Below are 26,385 nucleotides of genomic sequence, written 5' to 3' on the forward strand. Positions count from 1 at the left end.
TTCCATTTGTATGACTATTTACATTCCTAGAGTTTCATAAATGTAACAAATACCCTTTTCATAGTCAATAAAGTAGCGTGAACGATCCCATTGATAATCGGGAGCAGCATAAACTGTATAATTTTGATCTGGATTAAACCATGCAAGCTCATCTGTATAAGAAGTCCAACTATCATCATCTGATGTTGTAACATCGACCAAGTTGTTTTGTCTTTTAAAAGTGTACCACCATTCTTTAGTTGGTTTGAATTTTAAAAAGACTTCATACTCTAAAGTAAAATGAGGAGATTGATAATACTCACCATGTAAGATTTTAATGTCTTTTGGTAGGTTGTTGCTTTTTGTCCAATATCGAAATGTATTTTCTGCATCAGAAGATGAATGAGAAAAACAACTGACTATTAGTATAAATGAACAAAAAAGGAATACTACTTTTTTCATGATAACATAGTTTCATTTATAGGATGTATTCGTTTTTTTATTTTGTCTCCTAGAAAAATACTTAATATCAGTAACAAAATTATATGTATAATTGACCATTCAGGATGTTCGTTAGAAGAACAATTCATGTATAAAACTTCAACCCATAAAGGTGTGTCATGTAAATGATAATAACAAAGATCTTTAGGTAGAATAAGCGGACTGATAATATTAAAATCTATATAAAATAATAAACAAAAAATCACGAACACATAAAATATAATAAGTAATATGTTATTGACTTTTTTCACCTAAACCATAAATTATAATACCATACACTGTTTCAAAGTATCCTCATAAATAGCTTCATATTGTGGTACAATTTCATGAATACCGAATTTTTTGGCTACCTCTTTAGCATTCTTTTTAAATTGAGCTAGTAGTTCATCATTCTTTAAAATATGAAGCGCATTTTTAGACATATCATCAACATCATTAATGTCACTTAAATAACCTGAAACTCCGTGGACATTAACTTCTGGGATTCCACCAGTATTACTTGAAATGACTGGAACTCCAGATGCCATGGCTTCTAAAGCAGATAAACCAAAACTTTCCGTTAAGGATGGTAACAGAAATAAATCACTAAAACAGAGAATTTTGTCTATTTCGTTACTATTTCCGAAGAAAACAACCTTATCACTTATTCCTAATTCTTCACATAAACGCTCTGCAGGTTCGCGCTCTGGTCCTTCTCCAACCATCATGAGTTTTGCAGGAATTTCCTTTTGGATGTTATAAAAGATTTTAATCACATCTGGAATTTGTTTGACCTTTCTAAAATTACTAATATGTGTGATAATTTTCTCATCATCTGTTGCCATCATAGCACGTTGACAATCGGTAAATTTAGGTGCATATTTTTCTAAATCTATGAAGTTTGGTACGACGTGAATATCCTTCTTAATATCAAATAAACGCATCGTATCGTCCTTCAAACTCTGAGAAACTGATGTTACTGCATCAGATTTGTTGATACTAAATGTTACAGCTGGTTTATAAAATGGATGACTCCCAACAAGCGTAATATCTGTACCGTGAAGTGTCGTTACAATGGGTACATAAATACCGTCTTCCTGTAACATTTTTTTAGCCATATATGCTGCATAGGCATGAGGAATAGCATAGTGTACATGTAAAATTTCAATTTTATGAAGCTTCACCATATCTACCAATTTACTTGATAGTGCTAATTCATAAGGTTGATATAAAAATAGTGGATATTCTGGAACGGTTACTTCGTGATAATGCACATTATTACTTAATAATTCTAATCGTACTGGCTGGCTATAAGTAATGAAATGTATTTCATGACCTCGTTTGGATAATTCTAATCCTAACTCTGTAGCGACAACTCCACTTCCTCCAAATGTTGGGTAACATACTATTCCTATTCGCATTTTTTTATGTTCTAATTTGACTACTAATTACTGTGAGTTACATCTTCGGTTTCATCTACAATAATCGCTTCATAAATAAGTCGTTGTATTTCTGTTCTTATATTTTCTCTAAGCAACCTGTTCTTTCCTGCTTTAGGATACGTTCTATTTGCTAAAAAGATATATACTATTTCCTCGTCTGGATCTGCCCAAGCGTAGGTTCCTGTAAATCCGGAATGCCCAAAACTCTTCATTGATAAACAACCACATGTTGGACCTTCTTCTCCTAGTTGTGGTTTGTCGAAACCAATTCCTCTCCTTACATTTTTATGTTTATAATATGTAGTATTAAATTTATCCACAGTTTCTGTTTTTAAATAACGCTTGCCACCATAAAAGCCTTTTTGTAAATACATTTGCATTATTTTAGCAACATCATTAGCATTACTAAAAACGCCTGCATGACCTCCTACTCCGTTTTGCATTGCTGCTCCCATATCATGAACATAGCCATGAACTTCTTTATATCTAAAATAATCATCTATTTCCGTAGGAATTAAATTTCGATCAGAGAATTTTGGTGACGGATTATAAGTCGTGTAATTAGCACCTAAAGATTGATAAAAATGCTCTTGAACTAATTCATCTAAAGGTTTTTTATAATAACCTTCTATGTATTTTTTTAAGATGTAATATGGTAAATCACTGTAACGGTAACGTTGGCTTGAGAGTAAATCTGTATCTCTAATTATCTTTTGAATAGAATCTGGATAATCAGAACGTAAATACATCTGCTCTGCAACCTTAATATTAAATTTTGGGGTTGCACTACGTCTGTAATATTTTGGATCTGGTTTTTTTGTTGTAGAATCTAATGTTGCTGCATAAAAAGGAATCCAAGGTTTTAATCTTGCATAGTGCGATAACATTTGCTTGATGGTGACATTCTTTTTATTTGTCTTCGCATATTCTGGAAGTATTTGTGATAACTTGGTGTTTAATGATAACGCTTTCTTTTCTTCAAGCTCCATTAATAAAGGTATTGTCGCTAGAATTTTTGTTAATGAAGCCACGTCGTACATATCTTCAAACTTCACTTCTTCATTGCCATCATATGTATGTTTTCCAAAGTTCTTATTATAAATCACTTTTCCTTTTCGTGCTACCAATAATTGAATTCCTGGTGTCATTTTTTGATCCACTGCATATTGTGCAATAGAATCTAAACGTTCTAATTTTTTAGAACTCATCCCAACACGTTCTGGTAAACCATAACTTAATGATTGCATTGCTGTGTATTGAATCCCATCACCAACCTTGAAATGCTCTCCTAATGACACAGGTATTGTTCCTTTTGCTGCAACAGCTCCAAAAATAGTTTGAGCAGATTTTTGCTGAGCAATATCACTGTTTTGATAACTCATAACAATACCTTCAAGATTCTCTGTAGTCGTTAAATCAATAAGCGCATATGGTCGCGCGAAGACATCAAGAATTACGGTATTTGTTCTCGCAATTTCATAAAGCCAAACCATTTCTTTGTCATCAAATTTATAACCTTGCCATGGATTATCATTCTTTTTATGAAAACCAACAATAACGGTATTATAGTTTTGAAGTTTTGTAATGAGCTCGTCCAGTTTTTCGGCTTCAACCTTATGTACTTTTGTATACTTTTTAAGTTCATTATAAAAAGTAGAACCTGAGCTATCACCTAATTCTACATAAGCTATTTTCTTAGTTTCTAAATTACGTAATGGCAATATGCTTTGCTTGTTTTTAAGAACAGTCGTTGACGCTTCCATCAATTCTTCGTACAGTAGATCATCTTGTAAACGGTTTAAATCGTCTACTAAAGTATTCGTACCAATAGGTTCGTAATGACTTAAACCTACTTTGTATTTCGCCATTAATATTTTCTTAACTGAATGTGCTAGGCGTTCTTCAGTAATATCTTTGCTATTATAAGCTTCAATAATTTTCTCTATTGCTTTTGGTACATCTTCGGAAATGAGCAACACATCATTCCCAGCTTTTAAAGCAGCCAAGTCAATCTCACCAGGTGTGCTATAATTTGAAACCCCTTTCATTTCTAAAGCATCAGTGAAGATAAGCCCTTTAAATCCAAGCGAATCTTGTAATATATCTGTAACAATGTGCTTTGATAATGAAGATGGAAATCCGTCTCGTGGTTCTAAACTTGGTACATTTAAATGTGCTACCATGACACTAGATAAGCCTTCTTTAATCAATTCGCGATAAGGATACAACTCAATAGAATCTATACGTTTTTCATTGAAGTTAATCGTAGGTAAGGTTTTATGAGAATCACTATCTGTATCTCCATGTCCAGGGAAATGTTTAGCATTTGCTAATACTCCAGCGTCTTGCATTCCTTTCATAAAAGCTAAACCTTTCTCAGTAACATTATCCCTATCTTCTCCAAAAGAACGATTCCCAATAATTGGATTTTTAGGGTTTGTATTAATATCAACTACAGGTGCAAAATTAAAATGTACACCAATACGTTTACAGTGTTCACCAATATGATATCCAGTACGTTCTACTAGTTTATTATCGCTAATGGCTCCCAAAGTCATATTCCAAGGAAACGCATATGTAGAATCTAAACGCATGCTTAAACCCCATTCTGCATCCATACCAATTAATAATGGTGTTTTTGAAATGGCTTGATATAGATTATTTTGCTTGGCTTGAGCAACTGGTCCTCCTGTTGAGAAAATCAATCCACCAATGTGATATTTATTGATAAGGCCTGCAACCTCTTTTTGATTAGATTTTTTAGCATCAGAAAATGCTCTAATCATAAAAAGCTGACCAACTTTTTCTTCGAGTGACATGTCATTATAGACGCTATCTACCCACTTTTGTTGTGCTTGTAAATCTTTATGAGCTAAAGGATGATTCACATCTTGAGCAACTAACGCTGGTATCAAAGTGAAGCAAAAAATGAGGGACAATATATATCGCATAAAATAAAGGTCTTTGAGAGTTGTTCTTAACATAGAAGTAAAAACTATGCCAAATTAGTATTTTTGAGAAGAAGAATTAAGGACTTTATGATAGATTTATAAAGAAGGTTGTAAACAAAAGGGAATCTTTCTATTTATTACTTGAAAAACCGACTAATCTTACTTAAAAGAGATGGCGATTCTAGAGTTGAAGCATTTTCATTAAAAGATAAGTTTTCATCAAGATTATCTAAAGCATCTTTAGCCTCTTCTCTAACTTCTATTTGTTTTGCGTTTTCTGCAAGATTTTTCATGCGACTAATCCAAATACTCACTTCGGAAATAGCATCATCTTCATCGTATTCTATTAAAAACCAATCTAACAGACTTAGGAGTTGTAGATTCAACTTTTCATCATTATCAATATGAAGTGCAGATGTAATGAAATTGATGATTTCAATATAAATAGCTTCGTCTTTAGAATAGATGTCTTCGGTTTCTATATCTTCAAGAACTTCAATGTATTCTGGTTTGATTTTTTTTGATTGTGCTAATGAAATAACCCGTTTGATTTCTTCTAATAAAAACTTGTTATGAGCTACCGAAAATTCAGATAATGCTTCATAAACAATACTTAAACTAGAGAATTCTCTAGGTAATGTATTATTACAATAATTTTTAATTTTATCAGGATTTTCATTAGTAAAATTAACAAGGTCTTTACTAAAACGTCTAGATGTTTTTTCTTCAGAAGCTATCCATTTAGAAAGTTGATCTTTTTCGTGAAATTCTAATTGCTGTATGATATCCATGTCTATTATTGAATTAAATCTATATGTCTATCATGATAACCCAACAAATAAAGTACACCATCCAATCCAACACTAGAGATAGAACTTTGTGCATTATCTTTTACTTTAGGTTTGGCATGAAATGCAATCCCTAGTCCTGCTAAATTAAGCATTGGTAAATCGTTTGCACCATCACCAACAGCAATAGTTTGATTGATATGTATACCTTCTTTTTTTGCTATGTCTTTGAGGTATTCTGCTTTTTTGTTTCCATCAACAATGTCACCAAGATAACCACCAGTCAATACACCATCTTTAATTTCTAATTGGTTAGCATATACATAATCTATACCTAATTCTTTTTGTAGATAATGACCAAAATAGGTAAAACCACCAGATAAGATTGCGGTTTTAAATCCGTAACTTTTTAAAGTGTCAATTAATCGTTTTGCTCCTTTAGTGATAGGTAAATTAACTGCAACATCATGAAGTACGTCTTCACTCAAGCCTTTAAGCAGCTTCATACGTTGTTTAAAACTCTCATTAAAATCAATTTCTCCTTGCATTGCAGATTCAGTAATCGCTTTTACTTCATCACCAACACCAGCGAGTTCTGCTAGTTTATCTATAACTTCTGCTTGGATAAGCGTAGAATCCATATCAAAACAAACCAAACGTCTATTTCTTCTATAAATATTATCTTCTTGAAAAGCGATATCAACATCTAAATCTCTAGAAATTTGCATGAGTTTTTTAGTCACTTCTTCTTTACAATCAATTTTACCTCTAACAGATAATTGAATCGATGAACGAGGATAATCTTCATTATTTACAAGTGAGATACGACCAGTAAGTCTCTTGATAGCATCGATATTCAAGTTAATTTCTGAAATTACTTTTGTGACTTCGGAAATTTGCTCAGCAGACAATTTTTCGCCTAAAACGGTAATTATATATTTATCTTTACCTTGTTGCTTTACCCAACTTTCATAGTTTTCTAGCGTGATTGGGCTAAATTTTGCAGTAATCTCTAACTCATAAGACTTGAACAACAACTCTTTTAATACTGAAGCAGAATTTGCACCAGATTGAACTTCAAATAAAATCCCAAGTGATAAAGTATCATGAATATTTGCTTGTCCAATATCTAGTATCTTAGCATCGTATTGTGCTAAAACGCTTGTTAGACTAGAAGTTAATCCTGGTTTATCTTGTCCTGAAATATTCATTAAGAAAATCTCATTAGACATGATGTTTTCTTCCAGTTCTTTTAAAACAGCTTCTTTATTCTTATTCATTTGTGATATGCTTCAATAATTTATTTTAAAAATCGACTATGCCAGCTTTCACTTGCAGGAACTTCCCAATTCTCTTTAAATTCGGCTATATTATCAACAAGATTATTAAATACAATGGTGTTTTTAGAGACCGCTTTATCTTTTGCCATTTTCTTGAAATCAAGTAATGTCTTGTGTGCAACGTACTCACCTTGCTTGTAAGACACATTCATTTTATCCATCAAATCAACATCATAGTCCTTTTCTAATTGCTGAATAAAATGTACCGAAGCATCAATACTACAACCAGTTGCGCTGCTAATGTTTTGGTTTAAAGCGATAACTATAAATCGCTTATATTCAATTGTGTACCCAGATTGCAAATCAGTACCATGAGCAGTCCAGTTTTCAATAAAGATATCTAGTTTTTCTTTTATTTCTGAAAGTTCTTCTTCAGAGAATGATCTATTAGCTTGGTAGATCCAAACGCGAGATTCTTCTGGGAGTGTATTAAAATCGACTAACATAATTCTTCTTTTTTTCTGAAAACAAAAATACAATTTTACATCCAATCTCTATCTTGAGATTCCACCTTATATAACAAATAATCACATATTGATTTTGCTTCAGTGTCTGAAACATAAGGGATTTTTACAGATTTTGAAGCTGTAGATATAATTACAGATGAAATTTGTCGTCGCTTCTGAAAAATAGACTGCTTTAATTTTACTGCTTGGATTTTATGGATTTCTAAGATATTGGTAGTCGTATCAACAAAACCGCTTCCAATGGTAATAAACTCAGTATCAATTTTATAATAGGCTTTTTTATACGTGACAAGAATGTATAAAACCGAAAATAATAACAAAGCGATATTAATATACCACATCCTATTTCCGAAGATAAAAAAACCAGGAATATTAATAATTGAAGTTAAAGCTAACATTTGTAAGGCCAATATGCGTTTATAATATGGTTTTGGTATTGACTGTTCTATATTACTGTTATAATTAGTCAACAGTTTATCAACCAAATGTTTTAATTGATCTTTCTCTAAGGCGATGATTTCAAAGTTTTTTCTTTGTTTTACATTAACCATCGCTTGTTTTACAGACAAAGTATGCAGGCCAAAATAACGCTTAACACGATTGGTTTTAATAACTATATTTTGAATTCTACTTGGCGTCAAACTCAGTGAAACCTTATTAAATAAGCCTTTATTAATTTCAATTGTTTTTTGGTTTTCGACAACTTCTAAATTAAAATTAGTGATTACTGTTTTTAGCACCGAAAACAATAAAGAAACAAGAATTGTAAAAAGTATAAATACACTATTAAGTATTATGATATTAAGAATACTTTCTTCATCCAGATGAATCATTTCCTCAATGCGTTGCTTAAGTTTTAGGTCAATAAAATAATCCTTAAACTCATAATACAAACCAAAAACAAAAGAAGCGATGACAACAAAACTTCTTAAATGATTTTGCGAAACTCCTTCTAGAAAAAGTCGTTTTAAGGATACTTTGAAAAAAATAGTATTAGTTTCTTCGGCAATTTCAATTTGATCCTCTGTGAGGCTAGATTTATTGAAGAGTTCCTTTTTTAATTGTAAAGCTGTTGGCTTATCTAAGGCTTTTATGGAAATTTCAGATTTGTTATCTCCTGCTGTTTCTATGTTTAATGAAACAACGTTGATTATTTGTTGTAAGAAATTCTGCTTAATATAAACGTTTTGAATTTTTGACTTCGGAATAATGGTATTGTCCTTATTTAAGATTCCTGTAGATAAGTGAAAGTCATCTTTACTTAAATAAAATTTAAAGTTTAAATACTTTAAAAAGGCAACGACGAGAAGTACAATTAAAATGCCAACAATAATTAAGATTATTGTTTGAGGCGTTAAACTAGCAAAAGTTTTTTTTCTAGCCAATGACACACCAAAAGCAATGAATAACACAAAGAAACGTTTAAAAAACTTGTACGCATTGAACGCAAAAATGATAATGATTCCTTTTGACGATTGCCTAATCGGTTGTGAGAAATCAGTTGTTTCCATTTACTTGAGCGCTTAAAAAATCATTTATTTGTCTTGCTTCCTCAAGTGGTAACCCATCAATTTTTAAATCACTACCAGATTCTCCTGCTGTGAAAATTTTAAGTGTGGCAAGATTTAGTTGTCTCGCTAACCAACTACGAGATTCTTCTATATGCTGAATTCTAGAAATTGGTACAGTAGTCATAGAATTGACAATAAGTCCTTTAGAATAAATAACATCTTTATCTCTAATGGCATATTTTCTTTTCTTGAAAGCTAAAAATGTAATAACAAAGTTTAATAAGCAGCCAATTATTACAATACCTATTATATAGACGAAGTTATCTTGGAACGCTTCTTTTTGAATTTTGAATTTACCAGCAATTAAAAGTCCTAAAAAAACGATATAAACAATAAGTTTATTTAGGATAATAATCTTAAAATAATGTTTAGAAATGGGTTTAAGTTCAACAGAAGAGAGCTTAGGAAGTGTTTCAATCTCAATTTGTTGATTTATAAACATAATATGGATTTTAGTTTAATTCTCTGCTAATTCAATATAAACAATCACTTTCTTCTTTACATAACGACTCTCACTTAAATCGTAGAAGTTATCTTCTTTAAAGTAAATTTTAAAATCCTTTTTTAAATTGGATTTCTTTAAGAGTTTAGCACCTACAAATTGTCCGTGAACTAAAAAAACATGTTTTTTATCAAAAGAATCTACAACTTCTATGTATGAAATAGCATCGTTGTTTAAGGATACTATTTTGCCTTCAATATTTAAATCATCTTCTTTGGGCTGTGGTGCTGGTGGAGGCGGAACATCATTAAAATCACTCTCCATTTCATCATCTTCTAAGAAATCTCCCAATTGTTCATCTGTAAACAAAGCCATAAAATCATCAACACAAGTTGATACCATCAACAATCCTACCTCTTCTCCTATGGACTCAAAATCATCAAGTCCTTTGTTTGAAAGTTCTTTTGATTTTTTCTTATGTACATTATAGCTTTTAAGTAGACACAAACCCAAAGCCATTTTCTTTTGGTTTAAAGTTTTTTCTCCATTAAATAGCGTTTTATCTGAGTTTATACAAACACAAGTATCATCTGTTATAAGTTGAAGTACTTCTTCTCTAGACAAATCTTGTCCATATATTAAACCTGTTGATAAGGATAAGCAAATTAAAATGAATAGCTTTTTCATGATTTTTTATTATGCTTTTTAAAATTCCTATACGTTAAAAAACCATACATCAAACATCCAAAAACGAAGTAAAATACTAGTCTTGGCCAAGAAAACCCTCTTCCGAAGAAATAATCGAATAATGTTACTACGATTGCAAATATGGTGCCTCCAATAAGACCTGCTGTAATGATTCGTTTTTTGTTTATTTCTGCCATTCTATAAATCTTGCGCGTTTGCGATAAGCTCTGCAATGTCCATGACTTCTATTTCTCCTTCTTTTTCTTTGTTTTTTACACCATCTGTCATCATGGTATTACAAAAAGGGCAACCAGCAGCAATAATTTGTGGCTTCACATCTAAAGCTTGTTCTGTACGTTCTATATTAACTTCTTTATCTCCTGGCTCAGCATCTTTAAACATTTGTGCTCCTCCTGCTCCACAACATAAACCTCTAGATTTACAGCTTTTCATTTCAACAAGCTCTGCATCCAGTTTTCTAATTAAATCTCTTGGTGCTTCGTAAACATCATTTGCTCGTCCTAAATAACAAGGATCATGAAATGTGATGCGCTTGCCTTTATATTTTCCGCCTTCAATAGTTAGGCGACCTTCTGTTAATAAAGATTTTAAAAATTGTGTGTGGTGCATCACTTCGTAGTTACCACCTAATCCTGGATATTCATTTTTGAGTGTGTTGAAACAATGTGGACAAGCAGTCACTATCTTCTTTATCTCATAAGCATTCATCACTTCAATATTAGTAACAGCTTGCATTTGAAATAAAAACTCGTTACCTGCTCGTTTTGCAGGATCACCTGTACAACTTTCCTCAGTACCTAATACTGCAAACTCAACGTTTGCATTATTTAGCAACTTAACGAATGCTTTAGTTATTTTTTTTGCTCTGTCATCAAAGCTTCCTGCGCAACCTACCCAAAATAATACTTCAGGTTGTTTGCCAGCTGCCATAAATTCTGCCATAGTTGGCACTTTGAGTAATTCGCTCATAATTATATTTTTAATTTCTTATCTAACAACAATATTTATAGTCTATGTTGAAAGTAGAATTGTTTTAGTTATTCTTCTTCTTTTATTGCTGCAAAATCTTTTTTTGCAATCCTAATATAAATGGCGAGTTTTTTATCGCCTTCTTTTAACCTGTTTTCTGGATCATAGCTTTCATACTTTGCTCTTCGTAAAGCTTCAACTCCAACAGCTTCTTTTTGTAGTTCTGTACAATAATCGCACAACACTTTTGTAAGTTTAATATCTTTTACTTCATTGTTTCGATATTCAATAAGCGTATATGATTTAATTTGTAACGAATCTTTTTTATAAGATTGCGCACTTAAAGCTATAGAATTTAATAGAAAGACTATGAGACATAAAAGTTGATATTTCCGAAGAAAACAGCTCATCCCTATTCGTCTTTCCAGTTTAAACGATCCATTTGATTGTATGGCCAAGGTGCTCCATTATTTTCGATATTGGTCATCATATTATTGAGTTCCATTGGTGCTGCACTTTGCTCCATTACTAAATATTGACGCATTTGCATGATGATATTCAAAGGATCGATACTCACAGGACAAGCTTCTACACAAGCATTACAACTTGTACAAGCCCAAAGTTCTTCGTTTGTGATGTAGTCTCCTAAAAGTTGTTTTCCGTCATCATTAAACACACCTTTATTTACATCTATATTTTTACCGACTTCTTCAAGACGGTCACGTGTGTCCATCATGATTTTTCGAGGTGATAATTTTTTACCGGTTTGATTTGCTGGACATTCACTAGTGCAACGTCCACACTCTGTACATGTATATGCATTTAGTAAATTAACCCAACTTAAATCTTGCACATCACTTGCTCCAAATTTTGCTGGCACTTCGTCTTCTGCGCCTTCTGGAGCTGCAGCAAACGGATCTGCATCTGGATCCATCATCATCATAACTTCGGTAGTAACTGCTTCTAAATTTTCAAATTGACCTTTAGGTTTTAAATTTCCGTAGAAGGTATTTGGAAATGCTAATAAGATATGTAAGTGTTTAGAAAAGTATAAGTAATTTAAAAATGCTAAGATTCCCAAAATATGAAACCACCAAGCAGTTCTCTCAATAATGATTAATGTTGCGTTTGATAAACTGTCAAAAATTGGTAATAACCATTGACTTATTGGGAATGAACCAGCTGTGTGGTATCCTGCTGCTCCATTGAGTTGTAATTGTAAATCTGCTCCATTCATGGTTAAGAATAAACACATAAGGACAACTTCAAAATATAAGATGATGTTACCATCACTTTTTGGCCAACCTTTCATTTCTGAACTCATAAAACGTTTTAGTTTTATAACGTTTCTTCTTATCCAAAATATAATAACTGCTACAAGAACTCCAAATGCTAAAAGCTCAAAAGTCCCTATTAAGATGTCATAAGTTTGACCTGCGAAAGAAAATATACGATGTTTTCCTGTTAGTCCATCAATGATGATTTCTAAAACTTCAATATTGATAATTACGAATCCTACGTACACTATAATGTGTAAAAATCCAGCAATTGGACGTGTAACCATTTTGCTTTGACCTAAGGCAATTCTTGCCATGTTTTTCCATCGTTGAGGCTTGTCGTCACTCATATCAACATCGCGACCTAATTTGATGTTACGAATTATTTTTCTAACGTTATTAGCAAAATATCCAAGACCTATGCAGAGTGCTATGGCAAATATGATTTGTGGTAAAATACCCATATTATGATTGATTAATTAGTCTTTATCTTTTATTTCATTTCCGTCAGCATCGTAACGTTTGGCTTTTTTTCCGAAGAGAGAAAAATGCACATATCGCTTAGGATTTAATTTCATGTCTTCTAATAATTGCTCCATTTGCAGTGCAGCACCTTCTAAATTTTCGTAAAGTCCTTCGTCTTTTAAAAGTTTACCTACAGAACCTTCTCCATTCTCAATACTTGCCATTAATGTATTAACTGTTGTTAGAGTATTGTCTAGTTTAGAAACTGTTTTAGATAATTCTACACCTTTTAAATCATTAGTAATCACTGCTAAATTTTTTGATATAGAATCAAAATTAGTAAGCACAGAACTTAGTTTTTGATCATTGTCTTTAATTAAAGAATTCACAGAATATGAAACCGATTTAAATGATTTCATCGTCGCATTTAATTCTGAAATTGCGTTTTTAATTCCGTTTTCAGATTCGTCAAGAACCAGACCATTAAGATTTATTAATAATGAATCTGCAGATGATAAAGTAGAATCTAGGTTTTCACTGACATCTGAAAAGCTATTTGTTAGATTAGAGACTAGGTCTTCTTCAACTTCTGAAGCTATAAAATCACCTGGTTGTGCTCTTTCTCCATCATTACTAATAACAATTGCTAAAGCATTACCTCCCATCAAACCTGTTTTATAGAGTCTAACTTTAGATTGTTTAGAGAAATTCAATTTATCGTCTACAGTAAAAGAAACTCTCGTTTTTCCTGTATTGAAATCATATATAATGTTTTGAATTTTACCTACATTATTACCTTTTACGGTTACTGGTGACGCTCTAGTTAAAGCGTTATAATCAAACTCTGCATAATAGGTATCATCAGAACTAAATAGATTTTTACCATTTAGATAATTGATTAAAAACACCATTAATAAAATACCCGAAATCACGAGTATTGCTGTTTTAATTTCTCTTGAAATTTTCAAATTTTACAATTTTGAGGTTGAAACAAAATTAACAATAATAATACAAAGTATGTTTCTAATTTGAAATAAAGAAGCTTTCTAATTAGAGGCTGGTTTTATTGCTTCGGAAATATCTATTTTATTTCCATCCTTATAAGCAACAATAAAGCAGTCTTTATAACCTTTTGAAACTGCTTTAGACTGCAATTGTTTTATCATATTATAATCTGATGTGTAACCAGAATAATACTTATAAACCTTACCAACTTTTTCCCTAGAAATTTCTGATAAGCCTTTGAAATTATAAGATTCAGGTGCTATTTCTCTAGAACTCGCAGATATCTGCACTTTGAATACCACATTTTCTATGATTTGCGGTTCTCCACTTGTCTCAACAACATCATTCTCTACTTGCGTGTCTTGGTAAATATTTTCTCCTACATTTTGCTCTACATAAGATTTATAACCCATTATGGCTTTTTTAACTCCAGAGGCCATTTTAGTTTGTCCAGCTTTACTATTCAAAAATTTACCTTCAGAATTATTAGTCAAAAAACCAACTTCTATAAGTACACTTGGCATATAAGTATTGTGTAAAACCCATAAACTAGCTTGTTTTAAACCTCTACTTTTACGTTTGAGTTCTTTTTCAAAGTTGTCCTCAACCATTCTTGCGAGTTTGATACTGTTTTCTGTGTATTCCTCACTTAGAAGCCCAAGTACAATTAATGATTCTGGTGAATTTGGATCAAAACCTTCATAGTGTTGTTCATAATCTGCTTCTAGAAAAATCACTTCGTTTTCTTTTTTAGCAACTTCCATATTACGCTTTGTATTTGCTACTCCAAGAACAAATGTTTCAGTTCCTGAGGCTTGAGAACTATGTGCATTGCAATGAATAGAGACAAATAAGTCTGCATCTGCATCATTTGCAATTTTTGCTCGTCCTCTTAAAGTTACAAATACATCTTTGGTTCTTGTATAAATAACTTTGATGTCTTTATTCTTTTCAAGATCCTTACCTACTTGTAAAACGATATTCAGAGCAATGTTACTTTCTTTGTGTCCATTTCCTATGTTACCAGAATCATGTCCACCATGTCCTGCATCTAAAACAACAACAAATTTGTCTTTGTTTTTTTGAAAAGCATGTGCAGATGTTAAAATACTTGTAAATAAGAAGCCTACTAATACTAATATATAAAGAGATATCGTTTTCATACGTGTTTAACGGTTTATCAACTCGTTTTATTTTAAGAATCATGCCATTAGATTTTCTAATGTTTTGATGCTTGAGATAAATTAATTGAATTATAAATTAATCATAAAAAATCTATGTAATTTTGGGAATTCAAAAACCGAGCCATACTTTAGCAAAAATACATTTAAAAGCGTTGCGTACAAAAAGCTTACACATACTTTTTACCCTAAGTTTTACCATGTTTATTAACATGTTTTGCTTGGCTCAAGAATTGCCTAAACCTAAGGAACCAATTAAGCCTACAGTAAAGAATGATACCACTCTTGTAAGCATAGGTAATATTCTTGACACTCCAAAAAACATTAAAGAATCTGATAGCACGAAAACAGATTCAATTCCGAAGAAAAAAGAAACGCTCACAAGTATTGTTGATTATAAAGCTACAGATTATGTAAGAATGAATCAACGCAAAAACACGACAACCTTATATAATGAAGCCGAAGTTAATTATGGTGACATGAATATCAAAGCTGGTATCATTGTCATAAGTCATGGTAAAGATTTGGTATATGCAGGACGTGTAAAAGATAGTTTGGGGAATTATTCTCAGGCACCTGTGTTTACTCAAGGGAAGAGTGTTGTGGAGCCAGATTCGGTTATTTTTAATACGGTTACTAAAAAAGCCATCATTTTTAATTCTAAAACTGAACAGAGTGGCGGAACCATTATAGCGGCTATCACTAAACGAGAAAATGATTCTACTCTTTTTATAAAAGATGGAAAGTTTACAACCTCAGAGAATCTTGACGATCCAGAGTATTATTTCTTAATGCGAACAGCAAAAGTAGTACCAGGAGTAAAAGTGGTAACAGGATTAACCAATTTATTCATTTACGATGTACCAACACCAATTGGTTTGCCTTTTGCATATTTCCCAATGACTAAAACAAGATCATCTGGTGTAATTATGCCAACTCCTGGACAGGATTTAGCGAATGACAGAGGTTACTTTTTACAAAATGGAGGTTATTATTTTGCGATTAGTGATTATGTTGATTTAGCAGTTTTAGGTGATTATTATACCAATGGTAGTTATGGTTTACGTTTTGAATCTAATTATGCGTTACGTTATAAATTTAGAGGTAATCTAAGTTTTAGATATGAGAATTTAATTAATAGCGAACCCGGTTTTCCTGATTTTGCAAAGTCAACAATTTATAATATTAGATGGTCTCACTCTCAAGACACAAAAGCGAATCCTAGTTCTAGATTCTCTGCCTCTGTTAACCTTGGAAGTAGTCAATATTTTAGGCAATCTATCAATCAGCTTAATTTAGCAAGTACTCAAAATAATACCTTAGCGTCTTCTATATCATACTCTAAAACTTTTCAAGGCGAGCCACAAGTAAATATGAGTGCGACTGCAACACATTCTCAAAATACAAATACTCAAGCAGTCAATATGACCTTGCCAACAGTACAAGCTAGTGTTGGTAGAATGTATCCGTTTGCGCCAAAAACAGGATCAAAAAAAGGGATTATTCAAAATATAAACTTTCAGTATAATATAAGAGGAGAAAACAGAATCCAAACCACAGACTCCCTGTTTTTTAAATCTGAAATGTTTGATGATGCTCAAATAGGCGCTTTACATTCTATTCCTGTCTCTACAAACTTTAAAGTATTTGATTACTTTAGTATGAGTGCAAGTATGAATTTTGAAGAGAATTGGACGTTTAATACCATCAATAAATACTCAGATGAAGATGGTAATATCATTACTGAAGACTTAAAACAGTTTGACCGTTTTTTTACTTATAATTTTAGCACTAGCCTTGGTACGACCCTTTATGGAATGTTTGGTAAAGAAGGTAGTACTTCTAGAATTCAGCAAGTGAGACATGTCATGACTCCATCAATTAGCTATAACATTAATCCTGCTTTTGATCAATACTACGACACTTTTGAAATCATTAATGCAGATGGAGATACAGCAGACGAAATAGAAAGGCAAGAATACACAAGATTTGAAGGTTCTTTATTTGGAACACCTAATAAGACTTTTTCTAGCTCTATGGGAATTTCTTTAGGTAACAATTTTGAAGCTAAAGTTAGAGATAAAGACAGTACTGCAACAGAGCCTAAAAAAATTAAGCTGTTAAATAACTTAAATTTTTCTACGTCTTATAACTTTGCTGGTGATTCTCTACAATGGAGTCCTTTGCGAGTATCTGGTGGTACAACGATATTAAAAGATAAAATGAACATTAACTTTGGGATGGTTCTAGATCCTTATGCGCTTGATAATAATAACAGTAAGATTGATAAATTTAATATTGATAATGGAGGGAGTTTATTTAGATTAACCTCTGCAAACCTAAATCTTAGTTATTCTCTTTCAAGCAAAGATTTTGAAGGTAGTGATCAAGAAGACGATGCTGCTATTCAAGATAATTTAAGAAGTGGTGGTCGGGCAGATGATTTATTTGGAAAGCCTCAGGATTTTGCAGATCAACGCTTATCTGATGATGATGACAAAAAAGATAAAAAGGAAGTAGAATCTGATCTTTATAATTTTAAAATACCATGGAGTTTACGATTGGCTTATGCTGTAAATTATGGTAATTCTACTAGACAAAATGCAATAACAAGTAATTCGTTAATGTTCTCAGGCGATATAGAACTATCACCTATGTGGTCTGTAGGAGCATCCTCTGGTTATGATTTTGTAGGTAAAGGATTTACTCAAACTCAACTGCGTTTTGAACGTGATTTATTGAGTTGGAGAATGAATTTCACATGGGTACCTTTTGGTACATACAGTTCATGGAACTTTTTTATTGGTATTTCATCAAGCCTACTTAAAGATCTTAAATACGATAAACGAAAACAAAGCGATCAACAATTATAATCTTTACACATGAAAAAAATAATCAACACACCAAACGCTCCTGCTCCAATTGGACCATACAATCAAGCTGTTTTAACAGGGAACACATTATATACATCAGGACAAATTGCTATCAATGTGCAATCTGGTGAATTGGTTTTAGATTCTATTTCTTCGGAAACGGAACAAGTCATGCAAAATTTGAAAGCTTTACTACAAGCAGCAGATATGACTTTTGAAAACGTGATAAAGTCATCTATTTTTATCAGTGACATGAATAACTTTGGTCAAATCAATGAAATTTATGGTAAATACTTTGATGCAGATACTGCTCCTGCTCGAGAAACTGTAGAAGTCGCTAATTTGCCGAAATTTGTAAACGTTGAAATTAGTATGATTGCTGTCAAATAAACCATACTTTAAACAAACAAGTTTTTGTGATTTTGAATATCCTTTAAAGTTATAAACAATCATTTCTTAAAAACTTCATTAAACAACTGTTTTATAATTATTTAAAGCCATTACTTTTGAAACAAATTATAAAAAAAAACTAATTATGCTCAAAAATCTACTTATTACTGCCCTACTTTTCTCAACTTCAATTGCTTTTGCTCAAAAAGATTTTGAAAAATCATTAGACTCTATTCAAACTCTAGACGATGTCACTATTTTCTTTAAAAAGAATAAAACCGTAAAAGGTAAAGTCATTGTTTTTAATGAAGAGAAACATAAAACTCGTATGGCAGAAGACATCTTAAATATGAGCTTAGGTTCAAAAAAATATTTCAGAGATGCACCTCAAAAAACCTTTTACAAGGTGATTGAAAAAAATGAGATCCCATATTACCGAGTAAGTTGTGTCTATTTAGATAGTGGTAAAAAATCAATTAAAGACATCAATATTATTAGAAATCAAATTATAGCCAAATACCAAGAAGGCTATAGATTTACTGACTTAGCTAAACAATTCTCTATGGATAATACAGCTAAACAAGGTGGTGACCTAGGTTGGTTTACAAATGGAGATTTACATCCACAATTTGAAATACCTGTAATTGAAGGTAACCACAGTAAAGGTGATATTTTCACAATAGATATTCCAGATATTAACTCATATTATGTTGTGTTAATTACAGAAAACAAACGATTAATAAAAGAATCTAAAGTTCTTAAAGTGACCGAACCTAGAAAATAATGCAACTTTTCTATAATAAAGACTTAACTTCAACTGACACAGAACTTCGCTTTTCTAAAGAAGAAAGCAAACATATTGTAAAAGTGTTACGTAAACCTATTGGTGACGTTTTGCATATTACAAATGGTGTTGGTTGGTTGTTTTCTGCGAAAATTATTATAGCAGATTTAAAATACTGTATCGCAAAAATAACATCAAGCGAATTACAGCCAAAAAAAGATTATAAACTTCATTTAGCGGTTGCACCAACAAAAATGAATGATCGTTACGAGTGGTTTTTGGAAAAAGCTACAGAAATAGGTATAGATACCATCACTCCTATCTTTTGTGATAATAGCGAACGTAAAGTCATCAAAGCAGATCGTTATGAGAAGATCTTACAGTCTGCTATGAAACAATCTCTAAACTGTTATCTACCAAAACTTAATGAAGCTATTTCGTTTAAAGAGTTTATGACTCATGATTTTATTGGACAAACATTCATCGCACATTGCGAAGAAACCAACAAAAAATCATTAAAACAAAGTCTTAAACAAAACCAAGATGTCACCATTTTAATTGGGCCAGAAGGTGATTTTAGTACTAAAGAAATTGAGCTAGCACTACAACATAATTTTAGTCCCGTAACTCTAGGAGACACACGTCTACGAACAGAAACTGCTGCTGTGGTTGCGTGTCATTCTGTTGCTTTTTATAATGAACTATAGCTTTATTTAAATATCGCCAATACGCTGTTAATCAAAACTTTAATTGTTTAATTAACTTTATCTGTTTTTCTATTATTAGCTTATAAAGCCTTTAATCTCTAATCCTATAACAAGCGGTTAAGCCTTTACCTTTTCCGAAGAAAAAAATAACGATTTTATAATTAAAGTTAAAAGGATATGTTTCATCTATTTTAATTTCTATTTTTGAAGTATGAGGTTTAGTTCTAAACAATTTAATATGCTTTCAGTGGTGTTAACGTTTGTGATAGGTTTTATGACTATCAACGTGAATGCTCAAGACCTGGCAATTTTAAAATATAAAGGTGGTGGTGATTGGTATAGTAATCCCACTGCGCTTCCAAACTTAATCAGTTATTGCAATGCCAATATAAAAACCAAAATGGATCTAAAACCTCAAGTTGTAGAGGCTGGAAGTATTGATATTTTTCAATTCCCTATGTTACACATGACTGGTCATGGTAATGTGTTTTTTTCAGATGAAGACGCTGAGAATCTTAGAAAATATTTAATATCTGGTGGATTCTTACATATTGATGACAATTACGGTATGGAGCCATACATCAAAAAAGAACTCAAAAAAGTATTCCCAAATCTTGAATTATTGGAGTTACCTAAAAATCACGAGATTTTTAATATAGCCTATAAATTTCCAGAAGGTTTACCAAAAATTCATGAACATGATGGTAAACGACCACAAGCTCTAGGTATTTTTTATAAAAACAGACTCGTTTTACTCTTTACCTTTGAAAGTGACCTTGGTGATGGCTGGGAAGATCCCGAAGTACACAACGATCCAGCAGATGTAAGAGAAAAAGCCCTTAAAATGGGAGCTAATATTGTAAAATATGCTTTTGAGAATTAATAATTAGAATATGAGTTTAAGATATAAAGTCGTTGCATTCGGTTTAATTTTATTATTGACATTTCAATCTTTACATCAAATTAATAGTTATACTTATTCTACAGGAATAAGTAGTTTTCATAGAGATCATATAAATTACTGTTTTATTGGTGGCTATAGTTCACACTCAATGTATAATTGCGGAGAAACATTTCATATTAATTAAAAGCTTAATTCAAATAGCCTTGCGCCTTTGCGTTATTACGAGAAAGATAAAATGCAACTAAACCACTACTCTACTAATTTCAAAAACCAAAAATTCCCAATCACAGTGATTTGCGAGAATGTAACAAATGCTCCAAATATTGGTAGTTTGTTTAGAACTGCAGATGCTTTTGGTATAGAAGAGTTGATATTTTGTGGTGAGAACATCCCATTAGGTAGAAAAATGACCAAAACATCTAGAGCTACTGAAAAGTCTGTCAACTATAGAGAAGAAAAAGATGCTTTAACCGTCGTTTCTGAATTAAAAAAGAAAGACTATTTTGTTATTTCGCTAGAGATTACATCAAAAAGCGAAGCATTGGTAGATTTTAAATTTCCGAAGCATAAACCCATCGTATTAATTATTGGTGATGAGAATTTTGGAGTTTCAGAAGCTATTTTAAATATGAGTGATGCCATAATTCATATAGATATGTTTGGTCAAAATAGCAGTATGAATGTTGTGCAAGCTACGAGTGTAGCCTTGTATGAAATAACCAAACAATTGAAACAGTCTTAACTAAACTCTTTATATATTTACTTCATGAATTCTAGAATTATAGCAAATGGGATATTAAGAGCAGTTGGCGTAATCACTGCCATTGTTTTAGTTTTGTACTTTTTATATGAAATACAATCTGTCATTGTCTATATCATTATCGCTGGTGTCATCTCTCTTATTGGCAGACCAATTGTTATGTTTTTAAGGAAACGATTAAAATTCAACAACACAATTGCTGTAGTTGTAACAATGGTCTTTTTAGTAGGGATTTTTGTAGGTATTGTAAGTTTGTTAATACCACTTTTGGTAGAACAAGGTCAAAACTTATCACTATTAGATATAGATCAACTTAAAAGCAATATTGAGTCTTTATACGCTGAGACGATTACCTATCTAGAAATTAACCATATTGACGCAGAACAAGCTATTAAAGAGTCTAAAATCTTGTCAAGCATGGATTATAGTATCATACCAAATTTCCTCAATAGCCTTGTGTCTGGATTAGGAAGTTTCAGTATTGGTTTGATGTCTGTTTTGTTTATATCCTTCTTCTTTTTAAAAGATAGTAACTTATTCAAACAAGGCATAATGACTTTTGTACCTAACAATAAGGAGTCAAATACAAATAGATCTATGACTAAAATATCAGATTTATTATCTCGTTATTTTGTTGGTTTGTTTCTACAAATATTTATTCTGTTCGTTATTTACACTATAGGATTATTGATAATTGGTGTAAAAAACGCAGTAGTAATTGCATTTTTATGCGCACTAATAAACTTAATCCCTTATTTAGGACCATTGATTGGAGGTATTCTTATGATGCTTTTAGTAATGACAAATAATCTAGGAGAAAGTATTAGCGATGTTGTTTTACCTAAATTATTTTACACCTTTATTGTAATAGCAATTGCGCAATTGGTTGACAATTTCTTTAGTCAGCCCTATATATTTTCTAAGAGTGTAAAATCTCATCCGTTAGAAATTTTCTTAATAATTATTATTGCAGGTCTCCTCTTTGGAGTTGTTGGCATGATAGTAGCTGTACCAGCTTACACTGCAATAAAAGTGATTCTAAAGGAATTTATATCAGATAACAAGATGGTCAAAAAGTTAACTAAAGGATTATAATTTTTTTTGAATACTGAAATTCTAAATACCGAAATTCAAGAGTTTATATCTAATAATCTCAACACAGAAGTGTCTAAAATTTTATTAAAAGGCACTAATTTTAAGAATGTAACGACAAAAGAAATCATTGAACAAATTGAGGCTAAAGTTAAATGTAAAAAGAAATTGCCCACTTGGTTTTCTTCGGAAAAGATATACTATCCAAACAAGTTAAATATAGAACAAACATCTTCTGAAACCACTGCCAAGTACAAATCTCAATTATTTAAAGGTAACTCTATCATTGATATTACAGGAGGTTTTGGCGTAGACTGCTTCTACTTTTCGAAACATTTTAATAATGTTACACATTGTGAGATTAATGAAGAATTATCTGCCATAGTGGGTTATAATTACACGCAACTCAAAGTTAAAAACATAAAGACAATTAACTTAGATGGTATAGATTATTTACAATCTAATAAAGATACCTACGATTGGATTTATATTGATCCCTCACGAAGACATGAAAGCAAAGGAAAAGTTTTCTTTCTAAAAGATTGCTTACCTAATGTTCCTCATCACTTAAATGCTTTATTTAAATGCACGAATAATATTGCAATAAAAACATCTCCTTTATTAGATTTTTCTGTAGGGATAAATGAATTAAAACATGTTAAGGACATTCATGTTATTTCAGTAAAGAATGAAGTTAAGGAACTCATTTGGATATTACAAAATGGCTATGAAGATGAAATCTCCATCAAAACCGCTAATATTATTGATAACGAAATAGAAACTTTCAACTTTACATTAAAGAATGAAACTATGAGTAATGCTACTCATAGTCATCCTTTAAAATATTTATATGAGCCTAATGCAGCTATTCTAAAATCTGGTGCTTTCAATATGGTTTCAGAGCAATTAAACGTTTCAAAATTGCATCAACACTCACATTTGTACACGAGTAATGAGTTATTAGTTTTTCCTGGTAGAACTTTTAAAATCGAATCAATAATAGAATACAATAAAAAAAATCTAAAAGCACTTCATATCACGAATGCTAATATTACCACTAGAAACTACCCAGAGACTGTTCAACAAATAAGAAAGAAACATCATATAAAAGATGGAGGGAATACCTATATCTTTTTTACAACAAACTATCTTGATAATAAGATTGTAATCGTTTGCTCTAAAACGAATTGATCTACAAGTTTACTGGCATACCAGAAACTAGATAATTATCAACTCCTAGTTCCATATCAAAACTCATACATTGATCCATAACGAACACAACCTTATCATCTTGAATTCCTGTTGTATTTTTAGAAATATTAAAAATAATATCATCAGGAGCAAATGTTAAAAAGCCAGAAGCACTACCTGGAGCAATATTATCTACAGTATGCAAAACTGCGCCATCAATTGAAACAATTTGTAATGTTATAGATATAGAACCATTATTGGTAATTCTTGCCTGAGGATCCTGATTAAGACAATCTTCTTGAGTATTGGGCGTTACTAAAAGAGACTCTTCTAGTTGATTATTTTCAATTGATTCAACAGAACAATTAAAAAGCGTAGACATAACAATTGCGCATGCAATTGCATTTTTAAGTAGGTTTTTCATCGATTTGGGGTTTAATGAAATTCAAGGCAAAGATATGTCTTATATTAAATAAAACACATTACTTTATCGATTAAATATACGAAATAATCGATTAAATGCAATTTTTTTAGAAAAATCCGACGAACTACATGTTTAAATCAAAATAAAGTGACGTTATTGTTTTATGATTTTTCATTTATGTTGAATCAAAATTAAAATTTTAAAGCATTTTTAACTTTTAAAAATTAATTAGCAAAAAGTATTTTTAATTTATGACAAAAAAGATTTATTATAAAAACAAAAAAGTCTCACCAATTAAGGTGAGACTTTGAGTGAGCCCTGCAGGATTCGAACCTGCGACCGCCTCCTTAGAAGGGAGGTGCTCTATCCAGCTGAGCTAAGAGCCCTCAATAAAAGTCGGGGTGGCAGGATTCGAACCTGCGGCCTCCACGTCCCAAACGTGGCGCGATAACCGGGCTACGCTACACCCCGAATTGGTTATCTAATATTCTAAGAAAAATAACATATCTCTTAAAATTTCGAGGTGCAAATATATACCTTTTCTTTAAAAATTGACAACTTTTATTATTAAATTTAAACATAAATTTTTTTTCTATGAAATTTCTATTGCAATCTATAATCATTAGTGGTTTATTGAGTTTTATTGCTTGTGCTCAAGATAAAAACCCAATTAACACAGAACATTCTTACGAACTCGTTGTATCAGAATTAATTAACCCTTGGGGATTTGCCTTTTTACCTGATGGATCTATGCTTATTAACGAAAAAGAAGGTCGGATTATTCATTTTAAAAACGGAATAAAAACAGAAATAAAAGGAGTCCCTAAAGTTTACAATCGAGGACAAGGAGGCTTATTAGATATTAAATTACATCCAAAATATGAAGATACTGGATGGATTTACCTAACCTACTCCTCTACTGAAGGTGAAGAAAAAGGCGGTCACACTGCTTTAATGAGAACTAAACTCTCTAACGATTCTTTAATAGAAAAGGAAGTACTTTATAAAGCCACTCCAAACACTACAAAAGGTCAGCATTTTGGCTCTAGAATTGTATTTGACGACAATGGTTATTTGTTTTTCACCATTGGAGAACGTGGTAATCGTGACGAGAATCCGCAAGATATCACAAGAGATGGCGGGAAAGTCTATCGTTTAAATGATGATGGTTCTATTCCAGAGGATAATCCGTTTGTAGATATTGAAAATGCAAAAACAGCTATTTATTCATATGGTCATAGAAATCCGCAAGGTATGGTCATCCATCCTGAAACTAGAGAGATATGGACTCATGAACATGGACCTAAAGGTGGTGATGAAATCAATATCATAAAATTGGGTAAAAATTATGGTTGGCCTGTAATCACTTATGGTGTTAATTATATTGGTACAAAGATCACTGATGACACAGCAAAACCCGGAATGGAACAACCGCTACATTATTGGACACCGTCTATTGCACCAAGCGGAATGGAGTTCATCTCAAGCGATAAATACAAAGGATGGGAAAACAACCTATTGGTTGGCTCTTTAAAATTTCAATATTTGGATAATTGTTATATAAAAGATGGAAAAGTCATTAAAGAAGAACGTTTACTTAATGATTTAGGACGTGTAAGATCAATAAATCAAGGTCCTGATGGTTATATATATGTAGGAATAGAAAATTTAGGAATCGTAAAACTTCTGAAAACAAAATAATGAGAACAACCATTATATTATTAATAACACTCTTATTTGTATCTTGTATTTCTTCGGAAGAAAAGAAAAATCTTTCAGCAATTAATATTTCCGAAGAAAAAATAACTCAGCAAAACCCAATACTAAAAGAAAGTATGACTCGTGGTGAAGCAGTTTATAAAGACTTTTGTGTAACGTGCCACCTTCCTAATGGTAAAGGTGTCTCTAAAACATTTCCACCTTTAGCAAAATCTGATTTTCTAATGAATAACAGACTTAAGAGCATAAAATCTATTAAATATGGTCTATCTGGTGAAATTACAGTCAATGGTCAAAAATATAACAATGTCATGTCTCCTCTAGGATTGGAGGACTCTGAAATTGCAGATGTTATGAACTATATTACAAATAGTTGGGGCAATTCTAACGATAAGTTAATAACTGAAGATGAAGTTTCTAAAATTGAACCTTGATTTTATATCATAATTGCTAAATTTGTTCAACTAAAATTAGTT

General features: G+C 31.6%; 27 protein-coding genes and 2 tRNA genes. 10 read left to right on the plus strand and 19 right to left on the minus strand.

The annotated features are described in order from the left end of the window. Positions 1–18: 18 nt before the first annotated feature. The 15 genes from IM744_RS06610 to IM744_RS06680 form a co-directional block, all read right to left on the minus strand. Positions 19–441, minus strand: coding sequence for a hypothetical protein (locus IM744_RS06610; RefSeq protein WP_194507317.1), 423 nt, complete (start codon positions 439–441; stop codon positions 19–21). Between the two features lie 302 nt (positions 442–743). Beyond that, a complete protein-coding gene (bshA, locus tag IM744_RS06615) occupies positions 744–1,880 on the minus strand; it encodes an N-acetyl-alpha-D-glucosaminyl L-malate synthase BshA (protein ID WP_194507318.1) in 1,137 nt (378 codons plus the stop codon). A 23-nt stretch (positions 1,881–1,903) separates the two neighbouring features. Then, positions 1,904–4,852: a glycoside hydrolase family 3 N-terminal domain-containing protein gene (locus IM744_RS06620; RefSeq protein ID WP_194507319.1), complete on the minus strand. Its 2,949-nt coding sequence runs from the start codon at positions 4,850–4,852 to the stop codon at positions 1,904–1,906. Between the two features lie 137 nt (positions 4,853–4,989). Beyond that, positions 4,990–5,643, minus strand: coding sequence for a hypothetical protein (locus IM744_RS06625; protein WP_194507320.1), 654 nt, complete (start codon positions 5,641–5,643; stop codon positions 4,990–4,992). A 5-nt stretch (positions 5,644–5,648) separates the two neighbouring features. Continuing rightward, complete coding sequence (serB, locus tag IM744_RS06630; RefSeq protein ID WP_194507393.1) at positions 5,649–6,872, minus strand: phosphoserine phosphatase SerB; 1,224 nt, start codon at positions 6,870–6,872, stop codon at positions 5,649–5,651. A gap of 68 nt (positions 6,873–6,940) precedes the next feature. Further along, entirely contained in the window at positions 6,941–7,426 is a 486-nt protein-coding gene (locus IM744_RS06635) for an ABC transporter ATPase (protein ID WP_194507321.1), read from the minus strand. A gap of 35 nt (positions 7,427–7,461) precedes the next feature. After that, positions 7,462–8,958: a PH domain-containing protein gene (locus tag IM744_RS06640; protein ID WP_194507322.1), complete on the minus strand. Its 1,497-nt coding sequence runs from the start codon at positions 8,956–8,958 to the stop codon at positions 7,462–7,464. After that, positions 8,945–9,460 carry a PH domain-containing protein gene (locus IM744_RS06645; RefSeq protein WP_194507323.1) on the minus strand — a complete coding sequence of 172 codons (516 nt, stop codon included), beginning with the start codon at positions 9,458–9,460 and terminating at the stop codon, positions 8,945–8,947. Before IM744_RS06645 ends, IM744_RS06640 begins: the two co-directional genes overlap by 14 nt. 15 nt (positions 9,461–9,475) lie before the next feature. Then, entirely contained in the window at positions 9,476–10,147 is a 672-nt protein-coding gene (locus IM744_RS06650) for a hypothetical protein (protein ID WP_194507324.1), read from the minus strand. Next, entirely contained in the window at positions 10,144–10,344 is a 201-nt protein-coding gene (locus IM744_RS06655; RefSeq protein ID WP_194507325.1) for a hypothetical protein, read from the minus strand. The genes IM744_RS06650 and IM744_RS06655 overlap by 4 nt, the downstream gene beginning before the upstream one ends. A gap of 1 nt (position 10,345) precedes the next feature. Beyond that, positions 10,346–11,137 carry a (Fe-S)-binding protein gene (locus tag IM744_RS06660; RefSeq protein WP_194507326.1) on the minus strand — a complete coding sequence of 264 codons (792 nt, stop codon included), beginning with the start codon at positions 11,135–11,137 and terminating at the stop codon, positions 10,346–10,348. Between the two features lie 68 nt (positions 11,138–11,205). Further along, a complete protein-coding gene (locus IM744_RS06665) occupies positions 11,206–11,547 on the minus strand; it encodes a hypothetical protein (RefSeq protein WP_206694470.1) in 342 nt (113 codons plus the stop codon). Positions 11,548–11,549: 2 nt separating this feature from the next. Then, entirely contained in the window at positions 11,550–12,878 is a 1,329-nt protein-coding gene (locus IM744_RS06670; RefSeq protein WP_194507327.1) for a 4Fe-4S dicluster domain-containing protein, read from the minus strand. Between the two features lie 15 nt (positions 12,879–12,893). Continuing rightward, positions 12,894–13,847, minus strand: coding sequence for an MlaD family protein (locus IM744_RS06675; RefSeq protein ID WP_241738294.1), 954 nt, complete (start codon positions 13,845–13,847; stop codon positions 12,894–12,896). A 78-nt stretch (positions 13,848–13,925) separates the two neighbouring features. Next, positions 13,926–15,047 (minus strand): N-acetylmuramoyl-L-alanine amidase family protein, encoded by a 1,122-nt coding sequence (locus tag IM744_RS06680; protein ID WP_194507328.1) that lies wholly within the window; start codon positions 15,045–15,047, stop codon positions 13,926–13,928. A 122-nt stretch (positions 15,048–15,169) separates the two neighbouring features. Between IM744_RS06680 and IM744_RS06685 the strand changes: the two genes are divergently transcribed. From IM744_RS06685 to IM744_RS06700, 4 genes are all read left to right on the plus strand, one after another. Next, the gene (locus IM744_RS06685; protein WP_194507329.1) at positions 15,170–17,938 is read left to right on the plus strand and encodes a putative LPS assembly protein LptD; all 2,769 of its coding nucleotides are present in this window, start codon (positions 15,170–15,172) and stop codon (positions 17,936–17,938) included. 9 nt (positions 17,939–17,947) lie between these two features. Beyond that, positions 17,948–18,328 carry a Rid family detoxifying hydrolase gene (locus IM744_RS06690; protein WP_194507330.1) on the plus strand — a complete coding sequence of 127 codons (381 nt, stop codon included), beginning with the start codon at positions 17,948–17,950 and terminating at the stop codon, positions 18,326–18,328. Positions 18,329–18,473: 145 nt separating this feature from the next. Beyond that, a complete protein-coding gene (locus IM744_RS06695) occupies positions 18,474–19,112 on the plus strand; it encodes a peptidylprolyl isomerase (protein ID WP_194507331.1) in 639 nt (212 codons plus the stop codon). Next, positions 19,112–19,819, plus strand: a complete 708-nt coding sequence (locus IM744_RS06700; RefSeq protein WP_194507332.1) for a 16S rRNA (uracil(1498)-N(3))-methyltransferase — start codon at positions 19,112–19,114, stop codon at positions 19,817–19,819. Before IM744_RS06695 ends, IM744_RS06700 begins: the two co-directional genes overlap by 1 nt. Positions 19,820–19,910: 91 nt before the next feature. Here the strand turns inward: IM744_RS06700 and IM744_RS06705 are convergent, their stop codons facing one another. Continuing rightward, positions 19,911–20,051: a hypothetical protein gene (locus IM744_RS06705; protein ID WP_194507333.1), complete on the minus strand. Its 141-nt coding sequence runs from the start codon at positions 20,049–20,051 to the stop codon at positions 19,911–19,913. A gap of 6 nt (positions 20,052–20,057) precedes the next feature. Between IM744_RS06705 and IM744_RS06710 the strand changes: the two genes are divergently transcribed. The 4 genes from IM744_RS06710 to IM744_RS06725 all read left to right on the plus strand — a co-directional run bounded on the left by IM744_RS06710 (position 20,058) and on the right by IM744_RS06725 (position 23,766). After that, positions 20,058–20,702, plus strand: a complete 645-nt coding sequence (locus IM744_RS06710) for a DUF4159 domain-containing protein (protein WP_194507334.1) — start codon at positions 20,058–20,060, stop codon at positions 20,700–20,702. A gap of 256 nt (positions 20,703–20,958) precedes the next feature. Then, a complete protein-coding gene (locus IM744_RS06715) occupies positions 20,959–21,465 on the plus strand; it encodes a TrmH family RNA methyltransferase (RefSeq protein WP_194507335.1) in 507 nt (168 codons plus the stop codon). A 24-nt stretch (positions 21,466–21,489) separates the two neighbouring features. Next, positions 21,490–22,578, plus strand: coding sequence for an AI-2E family transporter (locus IM744_RS06720; RefSeq protein ID WP_194507336.1), 1,089 nt, complete (start codon positions 21,490–21,492; stop codon positions 22,576–22,578). 6 nt (positions 22,579–22,584) lie between these two features. Further along, positions 22,585–23,766: a THUMP-like domain-containing protein gene (locus IM744_RS06725; protein WP_194507337.1), complete on the plus strand. Its 1,182-nt coding sequence runs from the start codon at positions 22,585–22,587 to the stop codon at positions 23,764–23,766. A 1-nt stretch (position 23,767) separates the two neighbouring features. Here IM744_RS06725 and IM744_RS06730 read toward each other — a convergent pair whose 3' ends face one another. From IM744_RS06730 to IM744_RS06740, 3 genes are all read right to left on the minus strand, one after another. Beyond that, positions 23,768–24,190, minus strand: coding sequence for a hypothetical protein (locus IM744_RS06730; protein ID WP_194507338.1), 423 nt, complete (start codon positions 24,188–24,190; stop codon positions 23,768–23,770). 312 nt (positions 24,191–24,502) lie between these two features. Further along, a tRNA-Arg gene (locus IM744_RS06735) sits at positions 24,503–24,576 on the minus strand. A gap of 10 nt (positions 24,577–24,586) precedes the next feature. Beyond that, a tRNA-Pro gene (locus tag IM744_RS06740) sits at positions 24,587–24,661 on the minus strand. A 123-nt stretch (positions 24,662–24,784) separates the two neighbouring features. Here IM744_RS06740 and IM744_RS06745 point away from each other — a divergent pair. Both IM744_RS06745 and IM744_RS06750 read left to right on the plus strand, forming a co-directional pair. Then, positions 24,785–25,891 carry a PQQ-dependent sugar dehydrogenase gene (locus IM744_RS06745; protein WP_194507339.1) on the plus strand — a complete coding sequence of 369 codons (1,107 nt, stop codon included), beginning with the start codon at positions 24,785–24,787 and terminating at the stop codon, positions 25,889–25,891. After that, a complete protein-coding gene (locus IM744_RS06750) occupies positions 25,891–26,343 on the plus strand; it encodes a c-type cytochrome (protein WP_194507340.1) in 453 nt (150 codons plus the stop codon). Before IM744_RS06745 ends, IM744_RS06750 begins: the two co-directional genes overlap by 1 nt. The last annotated feature ends 42 nt before the right edge of the window (positions 26,344–26,385 follow it).

Source organism: Psychroserpens luteus, assembly GCF_015319355.1.
GTDB classification, from domain to species: domain Bacteria; phylum Bacteroidota; class Bacteroidia; order Flavobacteriales; family Flavobacteriaceae; genus Psychroserpens; species Psychroserpens luteus.